The organism is Paenibacillus sp. SEL3 (assembly GCF_054602585.1).
The window spans coordinates 1,202,286-1,227,471 of the sequence record NZ_CM137725.1 but is presented as its reverse complement, the minus strand read 5'-3'; the positions used below and the strand labels follow the sequence as shown (position 1 = coordinate 1,227,471).

The window sequence follows — 25,186 nt, the reverse complement described above, 5'->3', positions numbered from 1 at the left end:
TCCTTGCCTGCTGCTAAAATAACGTATCCCCGATGTAGCCGCCTTGCGATACACCTGGGAAGCAGGCGAACACCGCACTGCCTTTGTGTACAATGTATTCGTTCAGCTTGTCATTGCGTGCAAGCTTCTCCTGAATATGAACGAACTGCTTGAATAGATCACGCTGATAGCTGATGAACAGCAGCCCGGCATCCAGCTGTCCAGTTTGCTTGTCCAATCCGCTTGAATACGAATAAGACCTCCGCAAAATGTTAATGCTCCCGTCCCCATGAGCCAAAGCCACATGAGAGGTAGGAGGCGTAACTGGCTTGCCTTCCGGATTTTTGGCCGCCAGATCAAGCTTGTCGAACTCCTTGACCTTACCGAGTGGGGCCCCGCTGCTGCGATGACGTCCAAAAGTATCCTCCTGGTCGCCCAATGTTGAGCGATCCCACACCTCTACCCGCATGCGTACGCGGCGTACAGCCATATAGCTGCCGTCGCCCATCCATGCTGGTCCGTCACTGGTCTGTGTCCACACCAGCCGATTCATCTCGTCTGCCTTGGAGGTGTCCGGGTTCCCCGTACCGTCCTTGAAGCCCAGCAAATTGCGTGGTGTGCTTCCCGCAGGATCAGCTTGTGCAGTCCGCTGAAAGCCTTCCTGCGTCCAGCGAAGCACCGCCGTTCCTCTGGCGATACGCGCCAAATTACGCAGGGCATGGAAAGCGACCTGCAAGTCATTGGCACATACCTGCACTCCGATATCGCCACCGCACCATTGCTCCTCCAGGGCATCCCCTTGAAAACGGGGCAGCTCACGGAACCCGGCAGGTTTAAGCCCTGCCAGGCCATATCGTCCATCAAAAAAGGATGGGCCCACACCAAAGGTGATCGTCGTGCGGGATGGCGACAATCCTGCCGCCTCGCCCGTATCGGACGGAGGGAGGTTGAGGTTTTCATTATCGTTGCCAAGGAGCACGCCAGAAGTCATTGTAGCGCTTGCTTCCGTCCAGGCTTTGAAGAGGCTACGCACCTGTTCCTTGTCGCTGGTTGTTAGATCGAAAGCGGCGAAGCAGATGAAATCCTGTGCCGGAGTCACAATACCTGCCTGATGCTTCCCGTAAAAAGGGATTACATCTTTGGTATCCGCATCCGTCATCATGCTTTCGAGACGTTGACCGGCTGACAGCACGGCTCCCACGCCCCCGCCGCCAAGCAGGAGACCTAGTCCACCTACCCCGGCCAGCTTCAATAGGTCTCGGCGTGATACGGATTTGCTTTTTCCTGACGGATCATCTTTCACTAGCTTCGCATCCTTTTTTACCAGATCGCCCTGTTCATTATGGGATTCCGCATACTGCGGCTTTTCTTGCCCTTTTTGCCGCTTAAAGCCTTTCATATCATTACACTCCTAACAATTTCCCCATTTGGGACAACGGTTCTGCCAAGGCATCGAGGTTTTGGCTCAGCTTTTTAACTTCTTCCGGTTTCAGTTTTGTATACGATACATAGCCTTCTCCGTCCTTGAAAGGAGCCAACTCCTGCTGTAAGGCCGTAAAGCGCTCACCGATTTGTTTTTCCAACGCGGCATCTTTTTGGTTCAGATCTGTTTTCAAAATGTCATATATCTTTTGCGCGCCCTCTACATTGGCTGCAAAGTCGTACAAATCCGTATGGGAGTATCGTTCCTCTTCACCCGTCACCTTCGAGGTAGAAACTTCATTCAACAACTCGACTGCACCCGTTACCATCAGGCTGGCGTCAATATTAACTGTTTCTACTTTGGCGCGCAGCAGCTTGGCATCACTCAGTAGTTGGTCGGAGAACTCGTCCATTCCTTTGGTTGTGTTTTCTTCCCATAATGTTTTTTCAATCCGGTGAAAGCCGCGCCAATCCGCTGCATCCACATCACCGTCACGTGCATCAATATTTGGGTCAAGATCACCCAGCGCTTCTGCAATTGGTTCAATCCGTTCATAGTACATGCGTGCAGGAGCATACAGCGCCTTGGCTTTATCCAGCTCGCCAGCTTTGACCGCGTTCGTGAATTCTTCTGTCTTCTTCACAAACGTATCGCATTGCTCGATGGCATAGGTGCGGTAAGCTGCTACCGCTTGATCAAAATTGGGAGCAGAAGCGGCAGGAGTCGTTGTCTGTGTTGTGGCTCCTGCATCTTTGGTCGTTGCAGCAGGCTGCTGAGTAGCAGTTCCGGTTTGTCCGCAACCTGCGAACAGAATAGAAGAGACCAGCACTCCGGCCGGTACGGCATAACGTAGTTTCATAATCAATGAACACCCTTTCTGGCCAAACTGGCCTTGAACCATAGTCTGTTGCGATATCTATATCAAATTATCATTTTGATAATGATTATCAGTCGCGGTTTTTCTTATCATAAGGCTGGCCCATATGCCTGTCAATACATAAATTAGACGCAGAGTCCAACCCTCCATCGAAGGGAGTTAGTAGGGTGCCTATGCCCATTTTTATCCGCATATTGAACCATACCTAAGCGCATGACATAAAATGTGTTGACTGTATCCCTTAACCTTGTTACACCACACAAAACCCGAGCAAGGAGGGGTGAAATTGACGAAGGGTAACGACCATAAAAACAAGTTTTTGTTAACTCACCGTGAACGTGAAGTATTTGAACTGCTCGTGCAGGACAAAACAACACGTGACATCGCCGGACAGCTATTTATTAGCGAAAAAACGGTCCGAAACCATATTTCCAATGTAATGCAGAAACTGAACGTAAAAGGTCGTTCACAGGCGGTCGTGGAATTAATCAGGCTTGGCGAATTAAAAATCTGACCTCTCGTTCCTTGCGGGGTACAAAGTCTTCTCGATGATCCTTCGACAATGAAGGGTGGTCGGGAAGGCTTTTGTTTTGTGGTATATAAAAAAGTAAAACGATTAAACCGCTGAAATAGGTGGGAAATTGCGTGTAAATGATGTACTATATATAGAAGGAAGAAACTACCATTGGAGATCGTGGTAAACTAGCAGAAGTGATCAAATCAGAAGAATTACCACAAAGTTATACAAGGCTAGAAATGCATTCGGTGATAGTCTAAGAATATAAATCCCTACAAAAACAGTATTCAGCATGACGACAGGATGGAAGATGGATTGAAGAAGAATCACAAGGCAGAAAAAGCTCGTTGCTTCAGGTAGCAGGAAGTAGCTTTTGCCTAGAGCTACCTGTGGTATATTCTTGATCGGAGGTGAATGTTAAGACATATGACACCCAACCAACACTTGATGACTTATACGCTGAACAGCGGTATAAAGGGAACTGTCGACCTAACCAGTAAGCAGGTGCAGGAATGGATCAAAGCATATCGAATTGGCAGCAAGTTTGTAACGGTTGTGGGAAAACAGTATTTTGGTTTAAACCCTGAGTTGGTAGCAGATTTCAAGGTACATAATGAATACTCGGAGCAGAGAGAACACATATTCATAATACAGCCTGTAATGGAACACAAAGCTGTAGAGCTGGACCCACTGGTAGAGGCGTACAGCCAGTATAAAACATTAATTCAGGTAGAATGTAAATGTGGTGCTTCCTATATAGAAGAGTCACCGCATAAAAGAACCAAGTGGTCATGCAAGGAGTGTAATAACATTGTGTTCCTGGATCGTAAAAAGGGCATGGTGGATACGGATAAAGGCAAGGCGTGGTACATGACCAACAAATACTATGTGGAAAGACAAAGCAACTGACAGATTGTCAGTTGCTTTCTAACCATATACTCACAATTGTTGTGTGCCTACCCAAATGATATAAGTCTTTTGGCAAATAATAAAATTGATGTTTTTTGCGCTTTGTAGTACATTATCAAGTGTATTATAAGGAGGCTTCTCATGTACGGACATAGACAAGATGATACTTTATACATCATGACTTACACATTAAATAGTGGTATCAAGGGCACAGTGCCTTTGTCTAATCAACAGATACAGGAATGGCTTGAGTGTTACAGAATCGGTAAGAAATTTGTAACCGAGATTGGCAAAGAGTACTTTGGACTGCATGCGGAACTGGTGGCTGATTTTAAAGTGCATAATCAGTATTCAAGCTATCAGGAGGTTATTATCCCCATTCAACAACCGGATACTGGCCTAAAAGAGTTGTCCCAGGCTTACAAATCAACAGAAACTTTAATTAAAGTAGATTGCAAATGTGGTACATCGTATGTTACAGAATCTCCCTTTAAGCGGACCAAGTGGTACTGCACCAAATGCCGGGAGATTGTTTTTCTCGACAACAAAAAGGGAATGGTGGATACTTCCAGAGGTAAGGCCCATTATATGACCAATAAGTATTTTGTGGAACGGGAAACAACTGGCGTATAAGCCGGTTGTTTTTTTTGTTCGCAAGGTTTGTGTACGTCCTGACTTTTCAAAGCCATTGCGCTATAGTGAAAAAGGGGGCTTATGGAAATGTGGAGTATTTTGCTGAATCACGTTTTGTTGATAGGATTCCTGGCTGTTTTGATTCAACGGATCTATAAGCATCGCTTTCATCAGCAAAATGGTAGCAATTTTCTGCTATGCTTGTGGGGGATCTTGCTTAATCGGTACAATAGCTTGTTTGAACTGACCACGTTATATACGGTGTATACCGTTTTTTTTGCTGTAGGTGCATTGTGGTTTGGAGGTTGCTGGCTTGTGCAGCTATTGGAAAAGGGGAAAGATAAAGCTTGATATAAATGATAGTCAGGTGGTGAACGTCATCCGGGAAGATCATACGAATGGTGCAAGAAACCGCATGAGCACGAACAATGTGTACATACACGAAACGCTTCATTTGGAACAAATCATAAGTGACCTGCGGGTGATGGGCTATGTGGCTTTTCATCATCATCCGCAAATCACAGGTGACCTTGAAGAGCTGGAGGCGTTAAAAAAGCAACTATTGTCGTTTTTCCAACAGCATCATGTATTGTGGATTGAGCTTGACCCGCTAACACAATATGTGGTGGTGAATAACATGGGGAAGGCCACGGTGCTGAAACTCATGGGTCGGAAAATGAACCCGCTACGGGATCTGAGAGCAAACGCTGCTTTGGCTGGACAGCCGCTGCATGAGTTCGATCGGGAGATAGAACGGCTCAATCGGCTGGCTCATCTGTTGCGCTATACCCGTTTTTCTTAAGCGACAGAACTAACGAAAAAAAAGCATTCACGAAGCAAGGATGGTGCCATGCTGTGAATGCTTTTTAGTTTACTTACACCGATTTCAAAAACTCCACAATCGTCAGCAGACCCTTGTCAAAATTGTCCAAGTTGAAATGCTCGTTGGGCGCGTGCAGGTTCTCATCTGGCAAGCCGAAACCCATCAGCACGACTGGGGCAGTCAGCACACGGGAGAAAGTCTCCACGATTGGGATGGAGCCTCCATCCTTGGTAAAGAGGGCACGCACACCGTATACCTTCTCAAAAGCATCGGCCGCCGCTTGCAGAAACGCGTGTGACGGGTCGATGTTAAAGGCGTTCGCTTTTTCGCCCTGTTGAATATCCAGGGTAGCTCCTGCCTGAACATGGGCGCGCAAATGGCGCTCGATTTTGTCCAGAATATCTTGCGGATTCTGGTTAGCCACCAAGCGGCATGTGATTTTAGCGTGAGCTTCTTTCGGAATGACCGTTTTCGTACCTTCCCCTTGGAAGCCGCCGTATACGCCGTTCAGTTCCAGTGTCGGACGAGCCCCCACACGCTCAACGAAGCTGAATCCTTCTTCACCAAAGAGGGAATCAAGTGCAAGATCTTGTTGCAGCTTGCTCTCATTGAAGCCTTGCTTCATGAATTCTTCTCTCATCTCTGCCGATAATGGAGTAACATCGTCGTAGAATCCTTCGACGCTTACACTGCCTTTGTCATTATGCAGGGTTGCCAGCAAGGACACCAGAGCATGCAGGGCATTCGGCACGCCGCCACCGAAAGAACCGGAATGTAGATCTGTGTTCGCCGTGTGAATGGCGACTTCCAGTGAACATAGTCCACGCAAACCTGTGCAAATGGCAGGCTTCCCTTTTTCGATCAAGGAAGTGTCGGACACCAGTACAGCATCGGCAGCCAGGCGTTCAGCTCCAGTTTGCAAAAACTCAAGCAAGTTCGGACTGGACACTTCTTCCTCGCCTTCAATGCAGAATTTAATGTTCAGCGGCAATTTGCCTTCCTGCTTCAAAATGGCCTCAACTGCTTTAATGTGCAGGAAAACCTGTCCTTTATCATCTGTCGCTCCGCGTGCATACAATTTTCCATCACGGATGGATGGCTCAAACGGTGGCGTTTCCCACAGATGAAGCGGGTCTACGGGTTGTACATCGTAGTGTCCATACACGAGAATCGTTGGTTTACCAGGTGCGTGCAAATGATCCGCATATACCAGCGGGTGCCCTTTGGTTGGAATGATTTCCACGTTTTCCAGACCGGCAGCAGTCAGTTTGGCAGCCAGCCAATCAGCTGCTTGGTTAATGTCCTTTTTGTGCTCCGATAATGCTGAGATACTCGGAATGGACAACCACTCCTGTAACTCGCCTAGTTGTTGCTCTCTGGCTTTTTCAAAATATTCAGAATAACTCATAAACTATGTATCCTCCTTTTTCAATGTAAATCGTGTGAATGTTGCGCTATCCTCCGAACCGAGGTTGTGGACGATATGTCTAGTTTACTACGTTTTGTGCTGAACGAAAAATAGGGAGATAAAAAAACGATTCTACCCGGGTCTGTCCAGACCTGAGCAGAATCGCCCCTAACCAAGCATATGGATGTACTTATGCGCGAATGTCCAGTTGACCCCCGAGATGAGGCTGTACGCTTTTTTCCATCATCTGCACTAAAGCCTGTCCTTGTTCACTGGCCTGATCCGTAGCCATACTTAATACCTTCACACTTGCGGCTTGAGCCAAGCTGGCCTGACTCATACCTGTTGATAATGCTGCGATATCCATGTTCCAACCCTCCTTCATTGTGAAGACTCTTTCTCTATATTTATCGGTTGGAACGGTTATTTTGTTTCATCCAATTGGAATTGTGTCAGTAAATCTTGAAGCTGTTCTGCCAGACGGGTCAAATCTGCGGCAGACGAACCGATCTCTTCCATGGAGGCGAGCTGCTCCTCAGCGGCTGCGGACACGGTCTCCGTATGGGATGCCGCTTCTTCAGCGATGCGTGTAATTTCCTCCATGCTGCTGACGACTGTACTTGTTCCATCTGCGACTCCAGCGGTAGAAGCTGCGACGTTATCCAGCTGCTTCGCTGATTTGGCTACCGCTCTACGGATGCGTGAGAAGGAGCGACCGGATAGGTCAATGGAATTGATACCTTCGCTTACGCGTTCCTTGGCGGATTCCATAGCGGTCAGGGCTTCAGATACACCGCTCTGTATCCCTTGAATCTGTTCACGAATTTGTTGTGCGGAATGAGCTGAGTTTTCAGCCAGCTTGCGGACCTCTGTGGCCACGACAGCAAAACCTTTACCATGCTCCCCTGCGCGTGCCGCTTCAATAGAAGCGTTCAATGCGAGCAGATTAGTCTGGCTGGCGATTTCCGTAATGACAGTAACAATCGTTCCAATTCGTCCAGATCGATCATTCAAAGCACCGATAATGGTGTCCAGTTCTTCCACGGTAGTGCGAATGCCATCAATGGAAACGACGCTGTTGCCGATATGCTCACTGCCTGCATCCGACGCCTGAATGGCCTGTGCGGAGTAAGTAGTCATTTCAGCCATAGTTTCGGTCATAGCGGTGATGTCTGTTGCCATGCCGCTAACCCGTGTCTGATTAGCTTTAGCACTGCCCACTTGGCGTTCGCTGCCAGCAGCCACATCTTGAATGGCTATGGTCACATGCTCGATAGCCCGGGTCGTTTGTTCTGCACCTGCTGCAAGCTCTTGCGAGGATGCCGACAAATTGCCAGTCATCGCTTGAATTTCTCTAATCATGTTACGCAGGTTATCTACCATTTGTTGAAAATATCTTGATAATTCACCAATTTCATCTGTACTGGTCGTAGCCACGTTAATCGAAAGATTACCTTGGCTGATGGCATCCATAGAATTACGCAATCTTTGGATAGGCTTAAGTATACTGCTGATTAGCCACATTGCGAGCACGCCAATGATGATGGCTGCAATCACCAACACTACGATCGTCGTGATAAGAATCGGTTGGGCGGAGGCACTGGTTTCTGCTTTGTCCATTGTGCCGGCAATTTTCCAGCCTGTCAGCGCATTGGTTTTGAAAATCAGGTGTTTATCTACGCCATTAAGATCGTAGTTAAAGCTGCCTTCCTTAGAGTCAAACAGTTTGGGTATTGTTTCTCCCATTTTGGTACTTCCGCTGACTTCTGTCGGGTGGGTAACGATACGTTTGGTACCATCTAATATCATAATATAGCCATTTTGTCCGATTTTTAAATTTGTGATTTCTTTCAAATTTTTCAGGTTCAGGGAAAGGCCGAGAACACCGCTGTTGTCGGGAAGTGTACGTGAAATATACACAACGGGGATCTTAGCCGTATTGAGTCCAACAGGGCTGATTACGGTTTGACCGGGTTTCTCCAGGGCCTGTTTGTACCACGGGCGCTCACGAGGATCGTTTGTGGAGCCTACGGCTTTGCCAATAATGAGCTTACCTTCGGGGGTTCCTACAAACATATCAACAGCTTCCGCGTGCATTTTCAAATAAACTTGTAATCTTTTTAGAATGGCATCATCTGCTTCAGCACTGTTATCACTAGCCGTCATCGTTGTAGAGTAATATTCGAGATCCGCGATTTTGGCTTGAATCGTTTGAGTAACTGCACGATCGGATGCAGTAACGCTAGTTGTCGCACTATCAAGTAATTGGCGGTCCGTCTGGTTATATGCTGCTTGATAAGAAAAAGAACTTACAATAATACTAGGAACAAGCATGACCAGAAGGAATGCTGCGGTCAATTTCTTGCGTAGTGTTAATGTTTTCAGTCGTTTCATCTAACCCCTGCTTTCTATCTATATATTCATTTCTAAAGCTTATATCATATGTATTTACTATCGGTTATTTTGAGCTGAATTGATAGATTTATTACTAATTTGTCCAATACGCCAAAGAATTTCTTGCATAACATGGAGTATCTTGCAATTTGGAGGGATAAGGTATGGGTTTTTTTCTGGATATGAGAAGCTCCACCAATTCATCAAAGACAGGTGAAGGTCCCGATATTCAACTGGGTCCTATACCGGAGCGATTCGGTTTGATTACTCTGCGAACCTTTCTTGTGCCAGGTCCGATTGTGACTTTTAGTGGTTCCATTGGTCTAATCGGTGAGCTTGGCGATACGTATGCAGTTGAAATCGTGCGTGGAGCCGACTATGATCCGAGCGAGGTAGTCTACCGCGCCGAGGGGGTACTGGGCGTGACCGGATCTAATGAAACGCAAGCTTTTAATGCACAGGATCTATCCGCTCCATTGGCAATACAAACAGTATATTCTTCTTATATTTCTGGTGTTTCGACCACTGTTCGTAATGGTCCAGAGGTATTCACGGGCATCGCTTCGACTCCGTTTCTGTAAATATATCAGGTGAATATTTCTTTAGTAAATACTCGCTGCCTGTTCGTGGTTCTCCTAGGATAGGCCGCTGCGCAGAAGCTCAACTAGCCACGAGCATAGACAGACAGCTGCTACAGACTCGTGGCTATAATTCTCAACAACACTGAGAGCACAAATGACCTAGTTGTTGTAATTTCCTTTATGAGCGTGTTCTACAAAGTTGATCGTGCTTCTCGGATTCTATTTCTTAAGAATCTCTCGCAAATACACTGTCAACTCATCTGCCGCTTTGGTATGGGCGGGGAGCCCGGGATGGCTGCGAGACCCTATCGTTTCTTCCGTCGTGTTAGGCAGTTGGAATACAGACACATTCCCATCCCTCGTTCTTTTCTTGTATGCATCTACTGATCGGTAGATTGAGGGCATCATAGGAGTATCCAGCATCCCATAGGCCCATACAATATGAGCCGCAGGATTGCAATTCCGAAGCTTGACAAGAAAACATTCGATAGCGCTTTCAAAAGCTTGTAAATCTTCTTCATTGAATGTGCCGTCCTCGTTCAAGCGTTGCTTGTACACTTTACCGCTTGCTGGGTCCGTCCATGCAGGAGAATAAAAGGCTCCCCCGTCATTAGTCCCCAAATTCACTACGACCACGTCCGGCTGCCATGAGGTAAAATCATGATCTGAAAATGCCCCTAATGCTTCATTTCTCTCACCGGTCAGCACACCACATATCTGTTCATAATATGCCGGTATGTTCGTATCGGGATTATTATCCCAGCCCGTTAGGACACCCCAGCCGCTTTGTGAAAACACTCGGTAGTCCGCATTTAGTGCTTCGGCTGTTATGGCTGTATAATTGCGTAGTGCTGTGAACAGCATGGGAACCCAGTCTGTCTCGTCCTTCGCTCCAATCGTTCCTTCTCCCGAGGTAATGCTGTCACCGATAAATTCCACCTTGAGGGGCTTATCAGTGACCGGTAGCAATTCTCCGTCAACCTTCAGGGCATGAATTTGCAACAAGCAGTGCGGGTCCGAACTCATAGGCTGGACATCCTTGACCACACGGACATTTTTGACTGTATCAGGGTTTAACCCTCTCAAAAGACAGATCCAATGCCGTCCTGCAGTCACCATCAGGCGACTCATCGGGACACCATTGATGACAATACTGATCCAGGGCTCATACACCTGGTAATCGGCCTCAATTTCAATCCACAGCTCTGAGCCTTTGATATTCAATTCAATGCCACTGCCTGTCCAAAATAGAGTAAGCGGTGTACGTGTTTGCGTAGTTCGACCATGAACCTTTATATGCTTTGCTTTTGTAAGTGTGTATGTCTTCAATCTCTTGTTATGTGACATTTTAACACCCTCCTCATGGTTTTTAATGAATGCTAGTTTCTGTAATATTGTAAAAGAAGTGACAGGAAATCTCAAATTCTATTTCTAAACAAGCAAGGGCTCAAAGCTTTATATGGATTATCCTTTTTGATCACGCTTTAGAACCACATATGATATCAAAAAGGCACCAGCAAAATTGAAATTTGCTAGTGCCTTTTCGATATACGGAGCAAAGATTACTTGCTAAGTGGATTTTTTCACAAATATTATTTTATCTATTAATTAGCTTTGCCGAACATGACGATATTAGTCGCCTTGCCGAAGTCTATACCTACTTTGCCAGTGATTTCTGCTGTTTTTTGTGCTAACACGACTGCATTGACACCACAAGAGAACAGGGCAATGTCAAAGTCATCTTTGTGTGCTGCGATCCATTGGAGTGTTTCAGGCATTTGTTCATATTGATGAAATGCCAGCGTGTGCGCGATATGCAGCTTGTACGGATCAGCCTCAAGAACAGGCTTTACTTCAGCGGCCGTCCGGGTGACCAGCAGAATGCGTCGATTTTTCAGCATGTCCCAGAAAGCGGGTGTCCCAGCCAAATACCGATTCAGGCAGGCGTGGCAGGTCAGCGGGGGGGAAAGAGCATAGTGAGCAAAGACCTGATCGGTCAGCTCCCGCTTCATATAGGATGGTGCTTTAATAGATTCGTCATCATATGGCAAAATGCCAGTAATGCTGGCTTTGCTCACTGCCTCAGCCACCGCGTCCCGTAGCTCCGTATTTGGTAGAAACAGTCCCTTTTGACCGAGATTAGCTTTGACCGCCCAACGTTCCTGTAACACCTTTTCCATCGGCCAGACGGTATCCTGCGCCAACACCAAATTTTCACCATCTCCAATACGAATGAGCGAAAAGGACTGGTGCTGATCGAGTGCTAGCTTCAAACGCTTCAGTACCTCGTCCATCTCCAGATACTTTGGATTCGTCATATCATGTTTCCTCCCTGTCGTTCCTGCTTGTTCAACTTTTCAGATGGAGTAAAAAACTTTGTATTCTATCATATGTCGAAAGCGAAAAGGTTTTTGTATGAACGGCTATTCTTTTTGGATTCTACCTATTTTTACAAGATTCGTTGTATCTGTACGTGCCGTTTCAGGAGCGTCTTCATAACTTGAGAGAAGACGGTTGAAAGGGAGGAAGATCAATGAATCGCAAGGTTGTAATTGAAATTAATTTTAATAACTATGGGATGAATCCCAACCGCCTGACACGTGAGTGGATCAGCGAGCGACTGGATATATTCAGAACCTTTACGCTGCGTAGTTTACTCAGTCAGACAAATGCGGATTTCCTATCTGTCGTCAAGCTGGCGGGCGGATGCAGTGACATCGTGGAAGAGGAGCTGGCCCGACATGAGCCCATTCCCGACCACATCCGTTTTGGTACGAGCATCGAAAGTAAACGTCGTATCCATGCGTACATCGAAGGTGCGGACGAACTGCTCATTGCTCGAATAGATTCCGACGATTTGTATCACCAGTCCTTTGTACAACAGTTGCATGATTACAAGTTTCAATCGGAGACGGTTGCGCTGGTGAACCAGATGGGTTACCTGTGGGATGCGGTTGAGGGGCAGATGGCACCGGTGTTTCACCGTTCGCCTTCTTTTTATGTGTTTCGCTATCAAGTGGAAGATTTTCTGAATGATTACCGTGTGGTCATTCCTGGAAAGGGTACGCACGGATATGTAACGGAGCTGCCGCATGAGATCATTCCACTTCGCAACTATGTGAACGTCATTCATGCTGCCAATACTTCGGTGAAAAAAGTGCCGGCGAAGGATCGGCTGTCAGAGAATGAAATGAATGCTGTGCTGGCAGAATTTCTGGGAACAGGCATTGCCAATTCGTAACGGTCAGGAGGAGATTATATTGTTCAAAGGAAAAAAACTGCTGGTGACCGGAGGAACGGGATCTTGGGGGCAACGCCTAACCGCTGAATTGCTGAAGGAGGACCCGGCGGAGATTCGTATTTTCTCACGCGGTGAATTTGCACAGATTGCCATGCAGCGGCAATTTCTATCGGATCCTCGCCTGAATTTCATGATTGGAGATATTCGAGATCTTCAGGCATTGCAGGAGGCATGTCGCGGAGTGGACTATGTATTCCATTTGGCGGCATTAAAGCATGTCCCTGTGTGTGAGAGACAGCCGGAAGAGGCTTTCAAGACGAACGTACACGGTACGGAAAACGTGATCCGGGCCAGCATTGAGCAGGGAGTCGCCAAGGTAATTGATGTCTCTACAGACAAGGCGGTAGATCCGGTGAATGTATATGGCATGACGAAGGCGATAGGTGAAAGACTGATGATCCGCGCCAACACTTTAAGTGAGCGTACTCGCTTTGTGTGTATACGCGGCGGCAACGTGTTGGGGACGAGTGGAAGTGTCGTGCCCCTGTTCAAGCGCCAGATCGCGGATGGGCAGGATTTAACGCTGACGAGCCCAGATATGACACGCTTTTTCCTCACGCTCGGAGAGGCGATTGGCTTGCTGCTGAAGGCTTCTGTCACGGCGGTTGGGGGAGAGACGCTAGTGATGAAAATGAAGGGCTGCAATATTGCAGATCTAGCAGAAGTGATGAAAGAACAGGCGGGGCAGCCTGCGTTGAAAGTAAAGGAGATTGGTATACGTGGTGGGGAAAAGCTGCATGAGGTGCTGATTTCGCCCTATGAGGTGCCGCATACGTATCGCTATGAAGATCGCTATTTTGTTATTCTTCCCCAGCAAGCAGACAAGCGCTTACTGAGCCAATACGGTGGATTGGAACGAGTGAGCTTCAATCAATATCGCTCGGACGATGAGTTAATGGATCGCGCTGGAATTGCTGAGCTACTGCGAGGCATGGAGTAACGATGAAAGAGGTGGGTATTTTGCAGCTTATGGAAAAAATAACTAAAGGAACTGTAAAGGTTGCGGTAATCGGCCTCGGTTATGTAGGGCTGCCCATGGCAGTGGAAATGGCAAAGGCTGGTTATAATGTATATGGTGTGGATTCCGATCCCGTCAAAGTAGCCAAGCTGCTTCAAGGAAAGTCGTACATCATAGACATTGGTGATGATGCATTGGAAGGTCTGATCGGGCAGCAATTGCATCCGGTTACGGATATCAAGGTACTGGAGCATGCGGATATCGTCGTGATCTGCGTGCCTACGCCACTGACGGACGGACACCAACCGGATACGTCCTATATTGAAACGGCTATTGATCAGGCTATACCTCATTTGCGTAGACAAACACTGTTGATTCTGGAAAGCACCACCTATCCGGGAACGACCGAGGAACTGATTCGACCGGTGATAGAGCAGCGCAGGGGCTGGACGGTAGGTAAGGATTTCTATGTGTGCTTCTCGCCGGAACGTGTGGATCCGGGTAGCGTTCATTTTAACATTCGCAACACACCCAAGGTGATCGGCGGTTGCACGCCGGATTGTCTGGCAGTGGGAGCAGGGTTTTATGGGTCCTTTTTGGACCAGATTGTTCCGGTAAGCTCGACGACCGTGGCGGAAGCCGCCAAGCTATTCGAGAATACGTTCCGCAGCGTCAACATTGGAATGGTCAATGAGTTGACAGCCGCCTGTGAGAAAATTGGCATCAATATATGGGAGGTACTGGATGCAGCGGCCACCAAGCCATTCGGCTATATGCCTTTTTATCCGGGACCTGGCATCGGGGGGCACTGTATCCCGGTTGATCCGCTATACTTGTCATGGAAATCCGAGCAGCATGGTTTTCCATTGGAATTCGTGGACTTGGCAGATCGCATGAATCGGCGTATGCCGCTGTATATTGCGGAGCGAATTGAAGCTATGCTTGCTCAGAAAGATAAAGCCATAAACAAGGCCAACATCATTCTGGCAGGTGTGGCCTACAAAAAGGATATTGATGATGTTCGCGAATCCCCGGCTCTTGTCCTGTTCGAGCATTTAACTAAAATGGGTGCTTCGGTTAGCTTCACCGACCCGTATGTATCGAGTTTTAAGCTGAACGGTGAAGAAATCCCATCTCGGACGGCAAATGCCCAGCTATGGGAAAGTGCAGATATCGTAGTCATTACGACAGACCATTCTGTGGTGAACTACCAACAGTTGGTCGACCATGCCCCGCTGGTCTTCGATACACGTAATGCGACTGCACATTGCACAGGTGGACATGTCGTGATCTTGGGGCATCCCGGAGGGGGCGCCGCTGTTGGCTAACCGTGATCAGGTAAACGAACGTTATTACGGGCAGATTAATTCGGAGGAATCTCATGAAGCCACCCGCAATAGAATTCACTGGATTTGTCGCCATGTACAGGGTCATACGGTGTTGGATGTTGGGTGCAGTCAGGGCATAACGGCTATTTTGCTCGGGCGGGAAGGCTTTGAGGTAACGGCTATTGATTTGGAAGAGGGCAGCATTTCTTATGCAAAAAAAGAACTTCGTCAGGAATCCGCACCCATACGGGGACGAGTCCACTTTCAGTTAAAGGACATTTCACAATTTGAGCGTCCTCCCGGTGGCTTTGACACCATTATTTTAGGGGAGATTTTGGAACATTTTGCGCATCCCGACAACCTGCTGGCTCATGCTTACCGCTTGTTGAATAAAAAGGGTACGCTCGTCCTGTCTGTACCTTATGGTTACCATCCGTTTCATGATCACAAGCGGACTTACTATGCCGGGAGCCTCTCCCGTGTGTTGTATCCTTATTTTGATGAACAAGCGTTGGAGGTGCATCACAAATATTTGTGCTTTGCAGGCCGCAAGAAGTCGAAAGAACTGCGTGAGGTCAAACCAGAGGCAGCGCATCTGAATGAGTGGATGAAACTGGACGAGGAGCAATTTCGACTGGTGGAGCAGCAGCATGTTCGCAAAATGAATCAGCGAAAGGCCGCACTCGACAAGGCGGTACAGCGAATCCGGTATATGGAGGAACAACTTTTGCCGATGGAAAGGTATGCACGTGTCGAACAGCTAGACAAGACGCAGGCTGAAAGGAGAGGTGCATATACTGCTGGCGAGTCTACCGGAAAAACGAGGGGAGAATCAGCCAAAGGTAAAGGGGATGACGTGAAGTCATGACTGAGCATCCACTGACCATCAGCTTGTGCATGATCGTAAAGAACGAGGAGCACACACTTACCCGCTGTCTGGATTCGGTCGCAGACCTGATGGATGAAATCATTATTGTGGACACAGGGTCGACGGATCAGACGAAGACGATAGCGGCCCGCTATACGGATCGGCTATATACATTTGAATGGAAGGATGATTTTGCAGCCGCCCGTAATGAATCATTTGACAAGGCGACGTGTTCCTACGTCATGTGGCTGGATGCGGACGATGTGCTGCTGGAGCCGGATCGTGAGCGCCTGCGTGCCTTGAAGCAGCGTTTGTCTAAGGATATCGACGCAGTGGTGATGCCACTTCATTTGGCAGAGGGGGAGCAGGGTGAACTGTTGTTCACCTCACGCCGTATCCGTCTCGTGAAGCGTGAGCGACAATACCGCTGGGAAGGGCGTCTGCATGAGGATCTGGTGATACCTCAGGGGCAAATCGTTCATTCAGATGTGGCAATAACTCACCGCCGAATGCAAGACCACACGCTCCGTAACCAACGTATTCTCGCCCGGTGGATCAGCGAAAGCGGCAAGCTGGAGGGGCGTCTGCTGTATTTGCACGCCAATGAATGTTTTGACCGTAAAGAATATGCCGAGGCGGTAGAGGCGTTCAACCATCTGTTGGAGGAGCCAAGCGGCTACCGTGAGGATCGGATTACCGCTTGTGCGCGGTCGGCGGAATGCTATCTTCACCTTGGGAAGCCGGAGCAACAGCTGGATCGTCTGTTACGTTCCTTTCGATACGGTGTGCCGCAATCAGACTTGTGCTGCATGATCGGTGACTGGTTTTTCACAAGAAACGAATGGAGCACTGCCGCGTACTGGTACGAAAAGGCATTGGAGCAACAGCATCACCTTCCGGGTATGCGACCTGTTCCACTACCATGCTACTCCTGGTTACCTCATGTGCGGCTCAGCCATTGCTATGCCCATGTAGGTCAGCTGGACGCTTCGTATGAGCATAACCAGACCGCTTTACGCTATTTACCTGACGACCCGCATTTACTGGATAATGCACGCAAGCTCAAGGAGGCTATCTCCAACTCCTCACCCTCAGCCCGTTCCTCAAAATAGTTCAAGCTGTTCCGGCCCGTTATCCTCTTCGTGTGGCTTGCGAGGGGGAAAAGGTTTAGGGTCCATGCCAAGCATGGTCATGAGTTGCTTGGCATTAGCAGCGGCGTCTCCACCTGAGTTGTTGTTGAAAATAACACACACCTCGCGGCTTTGCTGCTCCAGCTCCAGCAACCTGTCTCTCCATTCGGTCAACTCTTGTTCATTGTACCGATACAGATAACGAACCTCCCGCCAATTCGGTGCAGAGCTTTGATTCCAGCCCGATATGTTCCGCCCGTGGAGACGTACGATTGTCAGATTACCGTCTGTAGCCAACGGCACAATGGGAACCGACCCTGGTCCTGCCTGCGGCTCGTCGCATACGCTGTGTATCCAGCCTTCTTCACGCATGAATGCCAGCGTTTGTTTCCGAAAATCGGGTGTGAACCAGCTTTGATGTCTGAATTCAAGTACGGATGGGACCTCTCCCATCCTATTTTTTGTGTCTCGCAGTACAGCGACATTCTCACGTGTACAGTCGAACCAGGGTGGGTACTGAAACAGCACGGCTTTGAGCTTGCCCGCTTCGTGAAGAGGCTTTATCGATGCATGCAGTGCTTCGTACATGGCATCTATTGTTTTGAAGTAAGGTTGCTTGCCGCGGGTATGTCCAGTCATGCCTTGGTAGGCTTTGACGAGAAATGAAAAAGAGTCAGGGGTTTCCGCCGCCCAGCGTGCCATACGATCTGTGGGCTGCACCGCATAGAAAGAGCTATCCATTTCTACTACCGGAAAATGGCTTCCATAGATACTTAGTTTTTGGTTAGCTTTGGTACCCGTTGGATACAAGTCATCGTGATCGCCCCAACCCGTAAGTCCAATTTGAATCATAATTTCCCCGCTCCTTTCCTTCATGAAAACTTCTAAAGGCGTTCCCATGAATCATTTTAATGATAAAATGGGGTGAATCACATGAAGTTGGTATGAAGTTCCTATGAATATTTAAGCTCAAATACGGTTATTGTAACATGTTTCCTTATTCAGGATTTTGCAAAACCCTTATTCGTAATGCTTTTGAGTTTCCAGTTTGAAAAAGCTAATATAGTATGTAATAGAGCGAAATGAGTTCATGGAGGAGAAACGATATGGCAGAATGGTACGAGCAAAGCTTTGGGGAAGATTATTTATTGGTATACAAGCATCGCGACTTTCAGGGAGCCTATCAGGAAGTGCAAAAAATGATCTCCTGGCTTAAATTACCGCAAGGCTCCAGCGTATTGGATTTATGTTGTGGGATGGGACGTCATTCGCTTGCGCTCGCAGATGCAGGTTATCAGGTGACAGGTGTGGACCTTTCCAATGTGCTGCTGAGAGAAGCTCGTGCAGCTGATTCCGAAGGACGGGTAAGTTGGCATCAAGGGGATATGAGAGAGGTGCCGCTGGATGAAAGCTATGACGCGGTGATGAATTTGTTCACCTCCTTTGGTTATTTTGAACAGGATGAGGAGCAGCTTAAAGTGCTAAAGGAAATATATCGGCTGTTGAAGCCGGGAGGACGCTTTATCATAGATTATTTGAACCCTGCTTACGTAGCCGCTCATTTGGTACCGCATTCGTCGCGGGAGGATGAAGGGAATTGGATTGAGGAGCATCGGGTCATTGAAGATGGATTTGTGAAAAAGAAAATTGCGATTCGGTCAGCTGCATCCGTTACGGGCACTGAGGCAGCCTCTGCTCTGGGCACGACTCCTACTGAGGGAGAACCTGCGCGCGTGTATCATGAACGAGTGAAGCTATATCCATATGAGAAGTTTCGTGGATTGCTAGAGCAAGCCGGACTATCTGTAGAGCAGGTACACGGAAGCTATAATGAAGATCAATATATTGAAGATGCTTCGCCTCGAATGATTTTTGTCGGCGTGCGGGCTTGAAACAGAAAGGCGGGTGGAAGCCATGAAAATGCCAGAGCTTACACCGTGTGAGCGAATAGACGGAGGCTTTCAGGTCAAAATATCCATGTCCTTTCCGCTGCGCTGGGTGAATAGCTATGTGCTCAAGGGAGAGCACGGTTTTACAATTGTAGACCCGGGGCCGCGCAATATGGACACCGAGGCAGAATGGGCGCATGTCTTCCACCAGCTGGGAATGTCCTTTGGGGATATTTCGGACATTGTGGTCACTCATCATCACCCCGATCATTACGGATTGGCGGGCTGGATGCAGCAGCAAAGTCAGGCTCGTGTACATATGTCAGCCCGAAGCCATAAGGAAGCGATGATGATGTGGGACGCTCCAGAATCGACGGTCGCTATGGAGAACAGGCTTCCCAGCTTTTTTGTCCAGCATGGTTTTCCTTTGGAGCAAGTGCCGGCCTTGGAATTACATATGCGGCAGGCTTATTTGCAAGTGAATCCACAGCCTGAGATTACCGTTATTCCTACCGGCATAGACGCTCGTCTGGAATGGGGTGGACGCAGTTGGCTGCCCGTCGAGACGGGAGGGCATGCGCCCGGACATATGTCCTTATATGACCCGAATAGCGGTGTTATCCTCTGCGGTGACGCAGTTTTGCCGCAGATTTCTCCTAATATCAGTCTGCTGCCGGGCAGTGATGCCCAGCCGTTGAAGTCTTATGTAGACGGCTTGCAGCGTCTAGGTAAGCTGGAGGTAGCGTGGGCATATCCGGGGCACCGCAATCCGTTTGGTTATTTTCGGGAGCGGACGCAAGCGTTGCTGGCACATCATGAAGAACGACTGGAGAAATTTCAGCAGCTGATCCAACCGGAGGGAAGCACAGCCTATGAGCTGTGCATTGCCATGTTCGGTGGCAAGCTGGGTATTCACCAGCTAAGGTTTGCCATGTCCGAGACGCTGGCTCATCTGGTGGAGCTGGTGCGCCGTGAACGGGCCTCTATGAGCGAGACGAACCCAATCACGCGCTTCTATCCCTTTTGCCGTCAATAGTCACGGAAAGTTGACCAACAAGTGACATAACGAAACAACATGACAAGCGGCATGCATGCCGGAAAAGAGGACTTTATGAATTTGCTGCTGCTGGGAGCTACCGGACGCGTAGGACGGTATATATTAGATTATGCGTTAGCGGACGGTCATACCGTTACGGTCCTTGTTCGTTCACCGGACAAGTTGGAGGATTACATACCTGGATATGGGAATCAGCTGCAAATCGTACAAGGCGATGCCACTAATGGAGAGGACGTAGCACAGGCGCTGAAGGGTGGGGCGACGACTGTGATCAGTGCGCTGAATACGGATGGAACGACTACCTTATCCGTTAATATAGCCCTGCTGATCCGGCTCATGCAGGAACAGTCCATTTCTCGGCTCATTACGGTAGGAACGGCAGGAATTTTGCAAAGCCGGACCGAACCGGACCTGTATCGTTACGAGTCCTACGATACCCGACGACGCAGCACTCGTGCGGCCCAGGAACATCGGCGAGTGTACGAATTGCTGCGTGAATCGGCACTAGACTGGACAATCGTATGTCCAACCTATCTACCGGACGGAGCGCGGACAGGTATTTATCGCGTGGAAAAAGATTTTTTGCCTGAAGGTGGCTCACAAATTACCACCGCGGATACGGCTGATTTTACTTATTGGCAATGCAAGAGTTACGAATTTATCCGTACACGGGTAGGTATTGCCTACTGATCGTGAAACACCCAACATAGCTTCATTTTTAAGCAATCAACCAGAGCACGGTAAGTGTATCTACTTATTGTGTTTCTTTTTTTATTTGACAAATACTCAGGCTTAGAATACTATGATTCTTAACGGAAACACCGTTTCCCGAAAGTCTTGTGTAGTTCTTTAATTTATTATAGTAGCAACAAGCAACAGTTTTTAATAAGCCAGGATTTTGCAAAATCCTCAAGCAAAAGGAAGTGCATTCAATCATGTCCGAGCCATCGCCTCCCTATAAAACCTATTCGGAAGTGAAGCAACAGCAGCAGCAATTGCTACGTAAAAATGTCATCGATGCCGCATGCATCCTTCTTGTGGAAGAAGGGCCTGAGGCTGTGACCGTACGGCGAGTTGCGCAGAAATTAAGCTGTTCCACCAAGATCATTTACAATATTTTTGGCAGTAAGGATGGTCTTGCCAATGAGATGTACCTGGATGGATGTCGGCTATTGGCTGAAACCTTCCAGCAAGTACCTGTTACCGAAAGCGTACTCGCTGATCTGGAAGCTCTATGCTGGGCGTACTGGGAATTTGCACAGCTCCATTCAGCCTATTATAAAATGATGTTTGGCGGGGCATTGTCTGATTTCAAGCCGGATGAACAGAGCTTGGAGGGGACCACAACGGCACTGTCACGAATTCTGCAAACCGTCATACACGCTATGGAGCAGGGAGCATTGAAAGAGCATGATCCGTTGCTGGTTGTCCGGATGTTTTGGTCTGCTTTACATGGGGTCATACATCTTCAGTTTGCAGGTCATTTTTCAGATGTAGATATGGCTCAAGGGGTGTATGCATTTACACTGAAGAATACGCTCGTAGCATTTAAAACATCCTCATCCCCATCGTAAAAATGAAGTGTACTGAGGTCGTCATAGTAGATGACTTCAGTTCATTATAGAGTAGTGGTAACAATGTTTCTAGAATAAAACAACGATACTGTGGAGGTTATCATCATGTTTATGTACGCAAACAAAACAGCTCTGATCACAGGGGCATCATCCGGTATTGGCGAGGCATTTGCCTATTCGCTCGCAGCTAAGAAATGTGACCTCATTTTGGTAGCTCGGAATGAAACCAAATTAGAAGCGCTGGCCAAGGAGCTCATAGCTAAATATAACGTAAAAGCAACAGTGATTGCGCTGGATCTTTCCACACCCGGAGCATCCCAGACATTGCATCAGGAGGTTCAAAAACAACAGCTAAAGGTAGATCTCCTGATTAACAACGCGGGTTTTGCCACCTATGGATACTTTGAGCAGGTTTCAGGAGAACGACAGCATGAGGAAGTGATGCTCAATGTGGCTGCTTTAGTCGACATCACACATGCATTTATGCCTGATTTATTGCGTAAGCGGGATGGGGGGCTCATCAATGTTTCTTCCACAGCCGCATTTCAGCCCGATCCTTATATGGCCGTATATGGAGCAACCAAAGCATTTGTGCTTTCTTTTACTGAAGCGCTATGGGCCGAAAATCGGAAACGGGGGCTTAAAGTTTTGGCCCTTTGTCCAGGCTCAACAGAAACGCCGTTTTTTGATATTGTTGGCGCAAGTGAAGCGTCAATTGGAATTAGGGAAACTCCCCAAACCGTTGTGAAGAACGCGTTGAGAGCATTTGAAAAGGGACGTAGTCACATCATTTCCGGTCGCCAAAACTATTGGGTAGCTCAGGTGTCCCGGTTCTTCTCTCGTCAATCCACGCTGGGAATTGTAGAACGTGCACTGCGTCCACAAAATGGATTGTAATTTATGAATGAAGGTAATCTGAGCTTGAAATGTTAGAATGGCAATGAATAAGCTGTGAGTATTATGCACCGGGTCTGATCGTTTATAGCTCGACTTGAATCAGACCCGGTGTTCCTATTTGTATAGATCAAGCGCTTAGATCCTATTCTAGTCCTCGGGAATATAGTAAAATTCCATCCCGTTTCTCCCAGCCATTAGCTGACCAGAAGCGTTGACCCCCTGCGTTATGCTCCATCACAAACAGATGACATTTATCAATGCCTTCTCTCAGCAAAGCAGATAACGCTTTATCCACCAATCTGGGCGCGATCCCTTGACCACGATGTGCTGCAGCTACACCCAGATGATACAGAAACCCCCTGCGACTATCGTGGCCCGCTAAAATCGTGCCTATGATGTTTCCGTTGTACTCACAGACAAAGCTAAGTCCTTCGTTCCGTTGTAAAAAGCGTGCAATTCGCTCCGGTGAGTCGGCCTCGCTTAATCCCAATCCGTCTAAGCCATTCCACAGCTCAATGGCTTGATCATAATCATTAGCCTGCATCGTACGGAATGCATACCCTTCAGTAATGTTTGCCATGTCTAGTTCTCCTCTAACCCTTATATATCTGTTATATTCCCACGCGTTGTTTGTTATTTAGCATGTTGTTTAACGTGTTGTATTCGGTGCGCTTTCTTCCCCAAGCTCCTGCTCACGCTCTGCCTGTTTGCGATGGGCGATACGGCTGCTGGCCGAAGCTGCGATAGCGCCCACAATGTCGTCCAGGAACGTATGGATCGGCCCGAGGCTTTTATCATTCAGGCGTTCCAGCACACCTGGTTTGAGTTTATCGACATAACCGTAATTGGTGAATCCAATGCTGCCGTACACATTTACAATGGAAAAGGCCAGAATTTCATCCACCCCGTATAATCCCTCATCATTTTCAATCATATCCTGCAATGGGGGAAGAAGAGCGCCCTGTTCTGCAAGGATATCCAGTTGGATGCCCGTGAGCACGGCATTTTGAACCTCGCGCTTCATCAGTACCTTGTCCACATTCTCCATACATTCTTCCATCGTTAGGGTTGGGTAATATTTTTTCTGTAAAAGCATGACCAGTTCTGCGATTTCAGTCATGTTAACGCCACGCTTGTGCAGCCACTCGCGGGTGGCATCAGCTACCTTTTTACTGTTCAGGCTGTAAGGTACTTTTTTCTTGTCCATAAAATTGAAGTTACCCTCCTCGTATAGATCCTGATTTCTACTGCAATTATGACCAGTGTGTCCAGTCTGCTGAAAAAGTAGTTATTTTTTACGCGAGGCTTGTATACATATTAGTACAATCTGTACAAAATTGTTAGGGAGGAACTTCACTTATGAATATAAAACACCCATGGCGTATGACCTCTGTAGCTGGACTGCTATCCCTACCCCTGTTGTTGTCAGGCTGCAGCCTTTTCGGCAACGAATCGGCATCCATTGACCCCCCGCCGTCCACGACAGAGCAGTCCATGATTAAGGCTGTAACCGGAAAAGCACCTGCCAGTACAGGGCAACTGAGGGCTGTTTTTTTGCAAGATCATAACGGTTTGCTGGCCCCGGTATCTTTACCGATGGCTACAGGGGATGTACAGGCAGATGCCAAGTCGGCGCTGGAAGCCCTGGTTGAGGGGGGGCCGTATGCCGGATTATTGCCAGAGGGATTTAAAGGTGTAATTCCCCAAGGCACGGAAGTGAAAAGTGTGACAGTGGACAAGAACAACAAGCTGGCTGTTGTCGAATTCAACAAATCTTTCGCCAACTATAAGCCACAGGATGAACGAAAATTAATGGAGAGCTTGACCTGGACCCTGACCGACCGTCCTGATATTGAGAGCGTACAGATCTGGGTGGAGGGCAAAAAGCTGAACGAAATGCCTGTTGGCGGCACACCGCTGGATCATCCGTTGACACGTGCAGTAGGTATTAACTTGGAGATTGGTCATGGCGTAACACCACTGGATTCTAGTCCAGTCACTGTGTATTTCTCTTCATCTTCTCCTGCTGGAGTTCAATACTATGTACCTGTAACACGGTTGGTCAGCCCTGAAAAAGATCGTGTCCAGTCAGCACTGCATCAATTGATTCAAGGGCCGCAGACCAAAGATGGGTTACAAGAAGTGATGACAGGAGAGACGGCACTGAAATCGGTAGAACGCTCCAAAGACAACGTCATTACGGTATCGCTCTCGGATGATATGTTCGCTAAGGGAGAAGCAGTGCCTGCTGAATTTTTGGAATCGGTTGTGCTGACAGCGGCAGACAATTCAGATGATGCAGTCAAAACAAAAATTCGGATTGAACTGAATGGTGAAAAAAGCGTGATTGGACAAAATAATCAAAATTATGGAGAGCCTGTAGCCAAGCCGCAGCATATTAACGAAATCCCTCTTTAAGGGCGTGTTCAAAAGTCGGCTTTTCAGGACCGAGAAGATTGGATGAAGCTAGGGACTGAGTAGCGGAGCGTAGACAGATCTACGTGAGCAACGGAAGGCCCGGCTGAATTCAAGATTCGACGTTGAATCCGCTTCTTGATTAGCTTCGTCATGGAAAGACGACTTTTTGAACAACCTCTTTAAGGGCGGGAATCGTCCTTGGGGTGCTTTTGCCTGCACACT

27 protein-coding genes are annotated in these 25,186 nt (G+C 47.9%); 17 read left to right on the top strand and 10 right to left on the bottom strand.

What is annotated here, in order from left to right; genetic code table 11:
* Window positions 1-13 precede the first annotated feature (13 nt).
* Together efeB and efeO are read right to left on the bottom strand one after the other, a co-directional pair.
* Window positions 14-1,378 (bottom strand): iron uptake transporter deferrochelatase/peroxidase subunit, encoded by a 1,365-nt coding sequence (efeB, locus tag ACYCS5_RS05790; protein WP_209949748.1) that lies wholly within the window; start codon window positions 1,376-1,378, stop codon window positions 14-16.
* 4 nt (window positions 1,379-1,382) lie between these two features.
* On the bottom strand, window positions 1,383-2,261 hold the full coding sequence (gene efeO / locus ACYCS5_RS05785) for an iron uptake system protein EfeO (RefSeq protein ID WP_459760941.1): 879 nt from the start codon (window positions 2,259-2,261) through the stop codon (window positions 1,383-1,385).
* A gap of 304 nt (window positions 2,262-2,565) precedes the next feature.
* Between efeO and ACYCS5_RS05780 the strand changes: the two genes are divergently transcribed.
* The 5 genes from ACYCS5_RS05780 to ACYCS5_RS05760 all read left to right on the top strand — a co-directional run bounded on the left by ACYCS5_RS05780 (window position 2,566) and on the right by ACYCS5_RS05760 (window position 5,140).
* Window positions 2,566-2,793 carry a helix-turn-helix domain-containing protein gene (locus ACYCS5_RS05780; RefSeq protein ID WP_007431813.1) on the top strand — a complete coding sequence of 76 codons (228 nt, stop codon included), beginning with the start codon at window positions 2,566-2,568 and terminating at the stop codon, window positions 2,791-2,793.
* 429 nt (window positions 2,794-3,222) lie between these two features.
* Window positions 3,223-3,705 (top strand): hypothetical protein, encoded by a 483-nt coding sequence (locus ACYCS5_RS05775; protein WP_069011022.1) that lies wholly within the window; start codon window positions 3,223-3,225, stop codon window positions 3,703-3,705.
* Between the two features lie 141 nt (window positions 3,706-3,846).
* Entirely contained in the window at window positions 3,847-4,338 is a 492-nt protein-coding gene (locus ACYCS5_RS05770) for a hypothetical protein (protein ID WP_013311697.1), read from the top strand.
* A gap of 87 nt (window positions 4,339-4,425) precedes the next feature.
* The gene (locus tag ACYCS5_RS05765) at window positions 4,426-4,689 is read left to right on the top strand and encodes a hypothetical protein (RefSeq protein WP_029518340.1); all 264 of its coding nucleotides are present in this window, start codon (window positions 4,426-4,428) and stop codon (window positions 4,687-4,689) included.
* 64 nt (window positions 4,690-4,753) lie between these two features.
* Entirely contained in the window at window positions 4,754-5,140 is a 387-nt protein-coding gene (locus ACYCS5_RS05760; protein WP_176715708.1) for a hypothetical protein, read from the top strand.
* A 73-nt stretch (window positions 5,141-5,213) separates the two neighbouring features.
* Here the strand turns inward: ACYCS5_RS05760 and ACYCS5_RS05755 are convergent, their stop codons facing one another.
* From ACYCS5_RS05755 to ACYCS5_RS05745, 3 genes are all read right to left on the bottom strand, one after another.
* On the bottom strand, window positions 5,214-6,569 hold the full coding sequence (locus ACYCS5_RS05755) for a dipeptidase (RefSeq protein ID WP_165148694.1): 1,356 nt from the start codon (window positions 6,567-6,569) through the stop codon (window positions 5,214-5,216).
* 190 nt (window positions 6,570-6,759) lie between these two features.
* Window positions 6,760-6,936: a YjfB family protein gene (locus ACYCS5_RS05750; protein WP_165148697.1), complete on the bottom strand. Its 177-nt coding sequence runs from the start codon at window positions 6,934-6,936 to the stop codon at window positions 6,760-6,762.
* A 56-nt stretch (window positions 6,937-6,992) separates the two neighbouring features.
* The gene (locus ACYCS5_RS05745) at window positions 6,993-8,963 is read right to left on the bottom strand and encodes a methyl-accepting chemotaxis protein (RefSeq protein ID WP_069011024.1); all 1,971 of its coding nucleotides are present in this window, start codon (window positions 8,961-8,963) and stop codon (window positions 6,993-6,995) included.
* A 164-nt stretch (window positions 8,964-9,127) separates the two neighbouring features.
* Here ACYCS5_RS05745 and ACYCS5_RS05740 point away from each other — a divergent pair, with 164 nt between their 5' ends.
* Window positions 9,128-9,544, top strand: coding sequence for a hypothetical protein (locus ACYCS5_RS05740; RefSeq protein ID WP_069011025.1), 417 nt, complete (start codon window positions 9,128-9,130; stop codon window positions 9,542-9,544).
* A 219-nt stretch (window positions 9,545-9,763) separates the two neighbouring features.
* On the opposite strand, the gene ACYCS5_RS05735 is transcribed toward ACYCS5_RS05740, so the two are convergent.
* A complete protein-coding gene (locus ACYCS5_RS05735; protein ID WP_165148700.1) occupies window positions 9,764-10,891 on the bottom strand; it encodes an SGNH/GDSL hydrolase family protein in 1,128 nt (375 codons plus the stop codon).
* 257 nt (window positions 10,892-11,148) lie between these two features.
* Complete coding sequence (locus tag ACYCS5_RS05730) at window positions 11,149-11,862, bottom strand: GT-D fold domain-containing glycosyltransferase (protein WP_165148703.1); 714 nt, start codon at window positions 11,860-11,862, stop codon at window positions 11,149-11,151.
* A 215-nt stretch (window positions 11,863-12,077) separates the two neighbouring features.
* Between ACYCS5_RS05730 and ACYCS5_RS05725 the strand changes: the two genes are divergently transcribed.
* Genes ACYCS5_RS05725 through ACYCS5_RS05705 form a run of 5 tightly spaced genes read left to right on the top strand, consistent with a single transcriptional unit; the run spans window position 12,078 to window position 17,111 of the window.
* Entirely contained in the window at window positions 12,078-12,785 is a 708-nt protein-coding gene (locus tag ACYCS5_RS05725; protein WP_029518347.1) for a glycosyltransferase family A protein, read from the top strand.
* Between the two features lie 19 nt (window positions 12,786-12,804).
* On the top strand, window positions 12,805-13,785 hold the full coding sequence (locus ACYCS5_RS05720) for a polysaccharide biosynthesis protein (protein ID WP_165148706.1): 981 nt from the start codon (window positions 12,805-12,807) through the stop codon (window positions 13,783-13,785).
* Between the two features lie 2 nt (window positions 13,786-13,787).
* Entirely contained in the window at window positions 13,788-15,131 is a 1,344-nt protein-coding gene (locus tag ACYCS5_RS05715; protein ID WP_165148875.1) for a nucleotide sugar dehydrogenase, read from the top strand.
* A complete protein-coding gene (locus ACYCS5_RS05710) occupies window positions 15,124-15,999 on the top strand; it encodes a class I SAM-dependent methyltransferase (RefSeq protein ID WP_459760940.1) in 876 nt (291 codons plus the stop codon). The genes ACYCS5_RS05715 and ACYCS5_RS05710 overlap by 8 nt, the downstream gene beginning before the upstream one ends.
* Window positions 15,996-17,111, top strand: a complete 1,116-nt coding sequence (locus tag ACYCS5_RS05705; RefSeq protein WP_459760939.1) for a tetratricopeptide repeat-containing glycosyltransferase family 2 protein — start codon at window positions 15,996-15,998, stop codon at window positions 17,109-17,111. The genes ACYCS5_RS05710 and ACYCS5_RS05705 overlap by 4 nt, the downstream gene beginning before the upstream one ends.
* Here the strand turns inward: ACYCS5_RS05705 and ACYCS5_RS05700 are convergent.
* A complete protein-coding gene (locus ACYCS5_RS05700; RefSeq protein WP_459760938.1) occupies window positions 17,103-17,981 on the bottom strand; it encodes a DUF72 domain-containing protein in 879 nt (292 codons plus the stop codon). The genes ACYCS5_RS05705 and ACYCS5_RS05700 overlap by 9 nt on opposite strands.
* Before the next feature lie 254 nt (window positions 17,982-18,235).
* On the opposite strand from ACYCS5_RS05700, the gene ACYCS5_RS05695 reads away from it, so the two are divergent.
* From ACYCS5_RS05695 to ACYCS5_RS05675, 5 genes are all read left to right on the top strand, one after another.
* Window positions 18,236-19,021, top strand: coding sequence for a class I SAM-dependent methyltransferase (locus tag ACYCS5_RS05695; RefSeq protein ID WP_165148715.1), 786 nt, complete (start codon window positions 18,236-18,238; stop codon window positions 19,019-19,021).
* A gap of 22 nt (window positions 19,022-19,043) precedes the next feature.
* Complete coding sequence (locus ACYCS5_RS05690; protein WP_029518354.1) at window positions 19,044-20,054, top strand: MBL fold metallo-hydrolase; 1,011 nt, start codon at window positions 19,044-19,046, stop codon at window positions 20,052-20,054.
* Between the two features lie 75 nt (window positions 20,055-20,129).
* Complete coding sequence (locus tag ACYCS5_RS05685) at window positions 20,130-20,765, top strand: NAD(P)-dependent oxidoreductase (protein WP_029518355.1); 636 nt, start codon at window positions 20,130-20,132, stop codon at window positions 20,763-20,765.
* A 245-nt stretch (window positions 20,766-21,010) separates the two neighbouring features.
* Window positions 21,011-21,649: a TetR/AcrR family transcriptional regulator gene (locus ACYCS5_RS05680; RefSeq protein ID WP_029518356.1), complete on the top strand. Its 639-nt coding sequence runs from the start codon at window positions 21,011-21,013 to the stop codon at window positions 21,647-21,649.
* A gap of 105 nt (window positions 21,650-21,754) precedes the next feature.
* On the top strand, window positions 21,755-22,546 hold the full coding sequence (locus ACYCS5_RS05675) for an SDR family NAD(P)-dependent oxidoreductase (RefSeq protein ID WP_165148718.1): 792 nt from the start codon (window positions 21,755-21,757) through the stop codon (window positions 22,544-22,546).
* Window positions 22,547-22,688: 142 nt separating this feature from the next.
* Here the strand turns inward: ACYCS5_RS05675 and ACYCS5_RS05670 are convergent, their stop codons facing one another.
* Window positions 22,689-23,126, bottom strand: coding sequence for a GNAT family N-acetyltransferase (locus ACYCS5_RS05670; RefSeq protein WP_069011036.1), 438 nt, complete (start codon window positions 23,124-23,126; stop codon window positions 22,689-22,691).
* Between the two features lie 69 nt (window positions 23,127-23,195).
* The gene (locus tag ACYCS5_RS05665) at window positions 23,196-23,753 is read right to left on the bottom strand and encodes a phosphatidylglycerophosphatase A family protein (protein ID WP_069011037.1); all 558 of its coding nucleotides are present in this window, start codon (window positions 23,751-23,753) and stop codon (window positions 23,196-23,198) included.
* A gap of 152 nt (window positions 23,754-23,905) precedes the next feature.
* Between ACYCS5_RS05665 and ACYCS5_RS05660 the strand changes: the two genes are divergently transcribed.
* Window positions 23,906-24,964: a GerMN domain-containing protein gene (locus ACYCS5_RS05660; protein ID WP_069011038.1), complete on the top strand. Its 1,059-nt coding sequence runs from the start codon at window positions 23,906-23,908 to the stop codon at window positions 24,962-24,964.
* Window positions 24,965-25,186 lie beyond the last annotated feature (222 nt).

Excerpts from the sequence above, each read along its gene's own strand:
- efeB (WP_209949748.1), bottom strand. The coding sequence starts at position 1,378 with ATGAAAGGCTTTAAGCGGCAAAAAGGGCAAGAAAAGCCGCAGTATGCG.
- efeO (WP_459760941.1), bottom strand. The coding sequence starts at position 2,261 with ATGAAACTACGTTATGCCGTACCGGCCGGAGTGCTGGTCTCTTCTATT.
- ACYCS5_RS05775 (WP_069011022.1), top strand. The coding sequence starts at position 3,223 with ATGACACCCAACCAACACTTGATGACTTATACGCTGAACAGCGGTATA.
- ACYCS5_RS05770 (WP_013311697.1), top strand. The coding sequence starts at position 3,847 with ATGTACGGACATAGACAAGATGATACTTTATACATCATGACTTACACA.
- ACYCS5_RS05765 (WP_029518340.1), top strand. The coding sequence starts at position 4,426 with ATGTGGAGTATTTTGCTGAATCACGTTTTGTTGATAGGATTCCTGGCT.
- ACYCS5_RS05760 (WP_176715708.1), top strand. The coding sequence starts at position 4,754 with ATGAGCACGAACAATGTGTACATACACGAAACGCTTCATTTGGAACAA.
- ACYCS5_RS05755 (WP_165148694.1), bottom strand. The coding sequence starts at position 6,569 with ATGAGTTATTCTGAATATTTTGAAAAAGCCAGAGAGCAACAACTAGGC.
- ACYCS5_RS05750 (WP_165148697.1), bottom strand. The coding sequence starts at position 6,936 with ATGGATATCGCAGCATTATCAACAGGTATGAGTCAGGCCAGCTTGGCT.
- ACYCS5_RS05745 (WP_069011024.1), bottom strand. The coding sequence starts at position 8,963 with ATGAAACGACTGAAAACATTAACACTACGCAAGAAATTGACCGCAGCA.
- ACYCS5_RS05740 (WP_069011025.1), top strand. The coding sequence starts at position 9,128 with ATGGGTTTTTTTCTGGATATGAGAAGCTCCACCAATTCATCAAAGACA.
- ACYCS5_RS05735 (WP_165148700.1), bottom strand. The coding sequence starts at position 10,891 with ATGTCACATAACAAGAGATTGAAGACATACACACTTACAAAAGCAAAG.
- ACYCS5_RS05730 (WP_165148703.1), bottom strand. The coding sequence starts at position 11,862 with ATGACGAATCCAAAGTATCTGGAGATGGACGAGGTACTGAAGCGTTTG.
- ACYCS5_RS05725 (WP_029518347.1), top strand. The coding sequence starts at position 12,078 with ATGAATCGCAAGGTTGTAATTGAAATTAATTTTAATAACTATGGGATG.
- ACYCS5_RS05715 (WP_165148875.1), top strand. The coding sequence starts at position 13,788 with ATGAAAGAGGTGGGTATTTTGCAGCTTATGGAAAAAATAACTAAAGGA.
- ACYCS5_RS05705 (WP_459760939.1), top strand. The coding sequence starts at position 15,996 with ATGACTGAGCATCCACTGACCATCAGCTTGTGCATGATCGTAAAGAAC.
- ACYCS5_RS05700 (WP_459760938.1), bottom strand. The coding sequence starts at position 17,981 with ATGATTCAAATTGGACTTACGGGTTGGGGCGATCACGATGACTTGTAT.
- ACYCS5_RS05695 (WP_165148715.1), top strand. The coding sequence starts at position 18,236 with ATGGCAGAATGGTACGAGCAAAGCTTTGGGGAAGATTATTTATTGGTA.
- ACYCS5_RS05690 (WP_029518354.1), top strand. The coding sequence starts at position 19,044 with ATGAAAATGCCAGAGCTTACACCGTGTGAGCGAATAGACGGAGGCTTT.
- ACYCS5_RS05685 (WP_029518355.1), top strand. The coding sequence starts at position 20,130 with ATGAATTTGCTGCTGCTGGGAGCTACCGGACGCGTAGGACGGTATATA.
- ACYCS5_RS05680 (WP_029518356.1), top strand. The coding sequence starts at position 21,011 with ATGTCCGAGCCATCGCCTCCCTATAAAACCTATTCGGAAGTGAAGCAA.
- ACYCS5_RS05675 (WP_165148718.1), top strand. The coding sequence starts at position 21,755 with ATGTTTATGTACGCAAACAAAACAGCTCTGATCACAGGGGCATCATCC.
- ACYCS5_RS05670 (WP_069011036.1), bottom strand. The coding sequence starts at position 23,126 with ATGGCAAACATTACTGAAGGGTATGCATTCCGTACGATGCAGGCTAAT.
- ACYCS5_RS05665 (WP_069011037.1), bottom strand. The coding sequence starts at position 23,753 with ATGGACAAGAAAAAAGTACCTTACAGCCTGAACAGTAAAAAGGTAGCT.
- ACYCS5_RS05660 (WP_069011038.1), top strand. The coding sequence starts at position 23,906 with ATGAATATAAAACACCCATGGCGTATGACCTCTGTAGCTGGACTGCTA.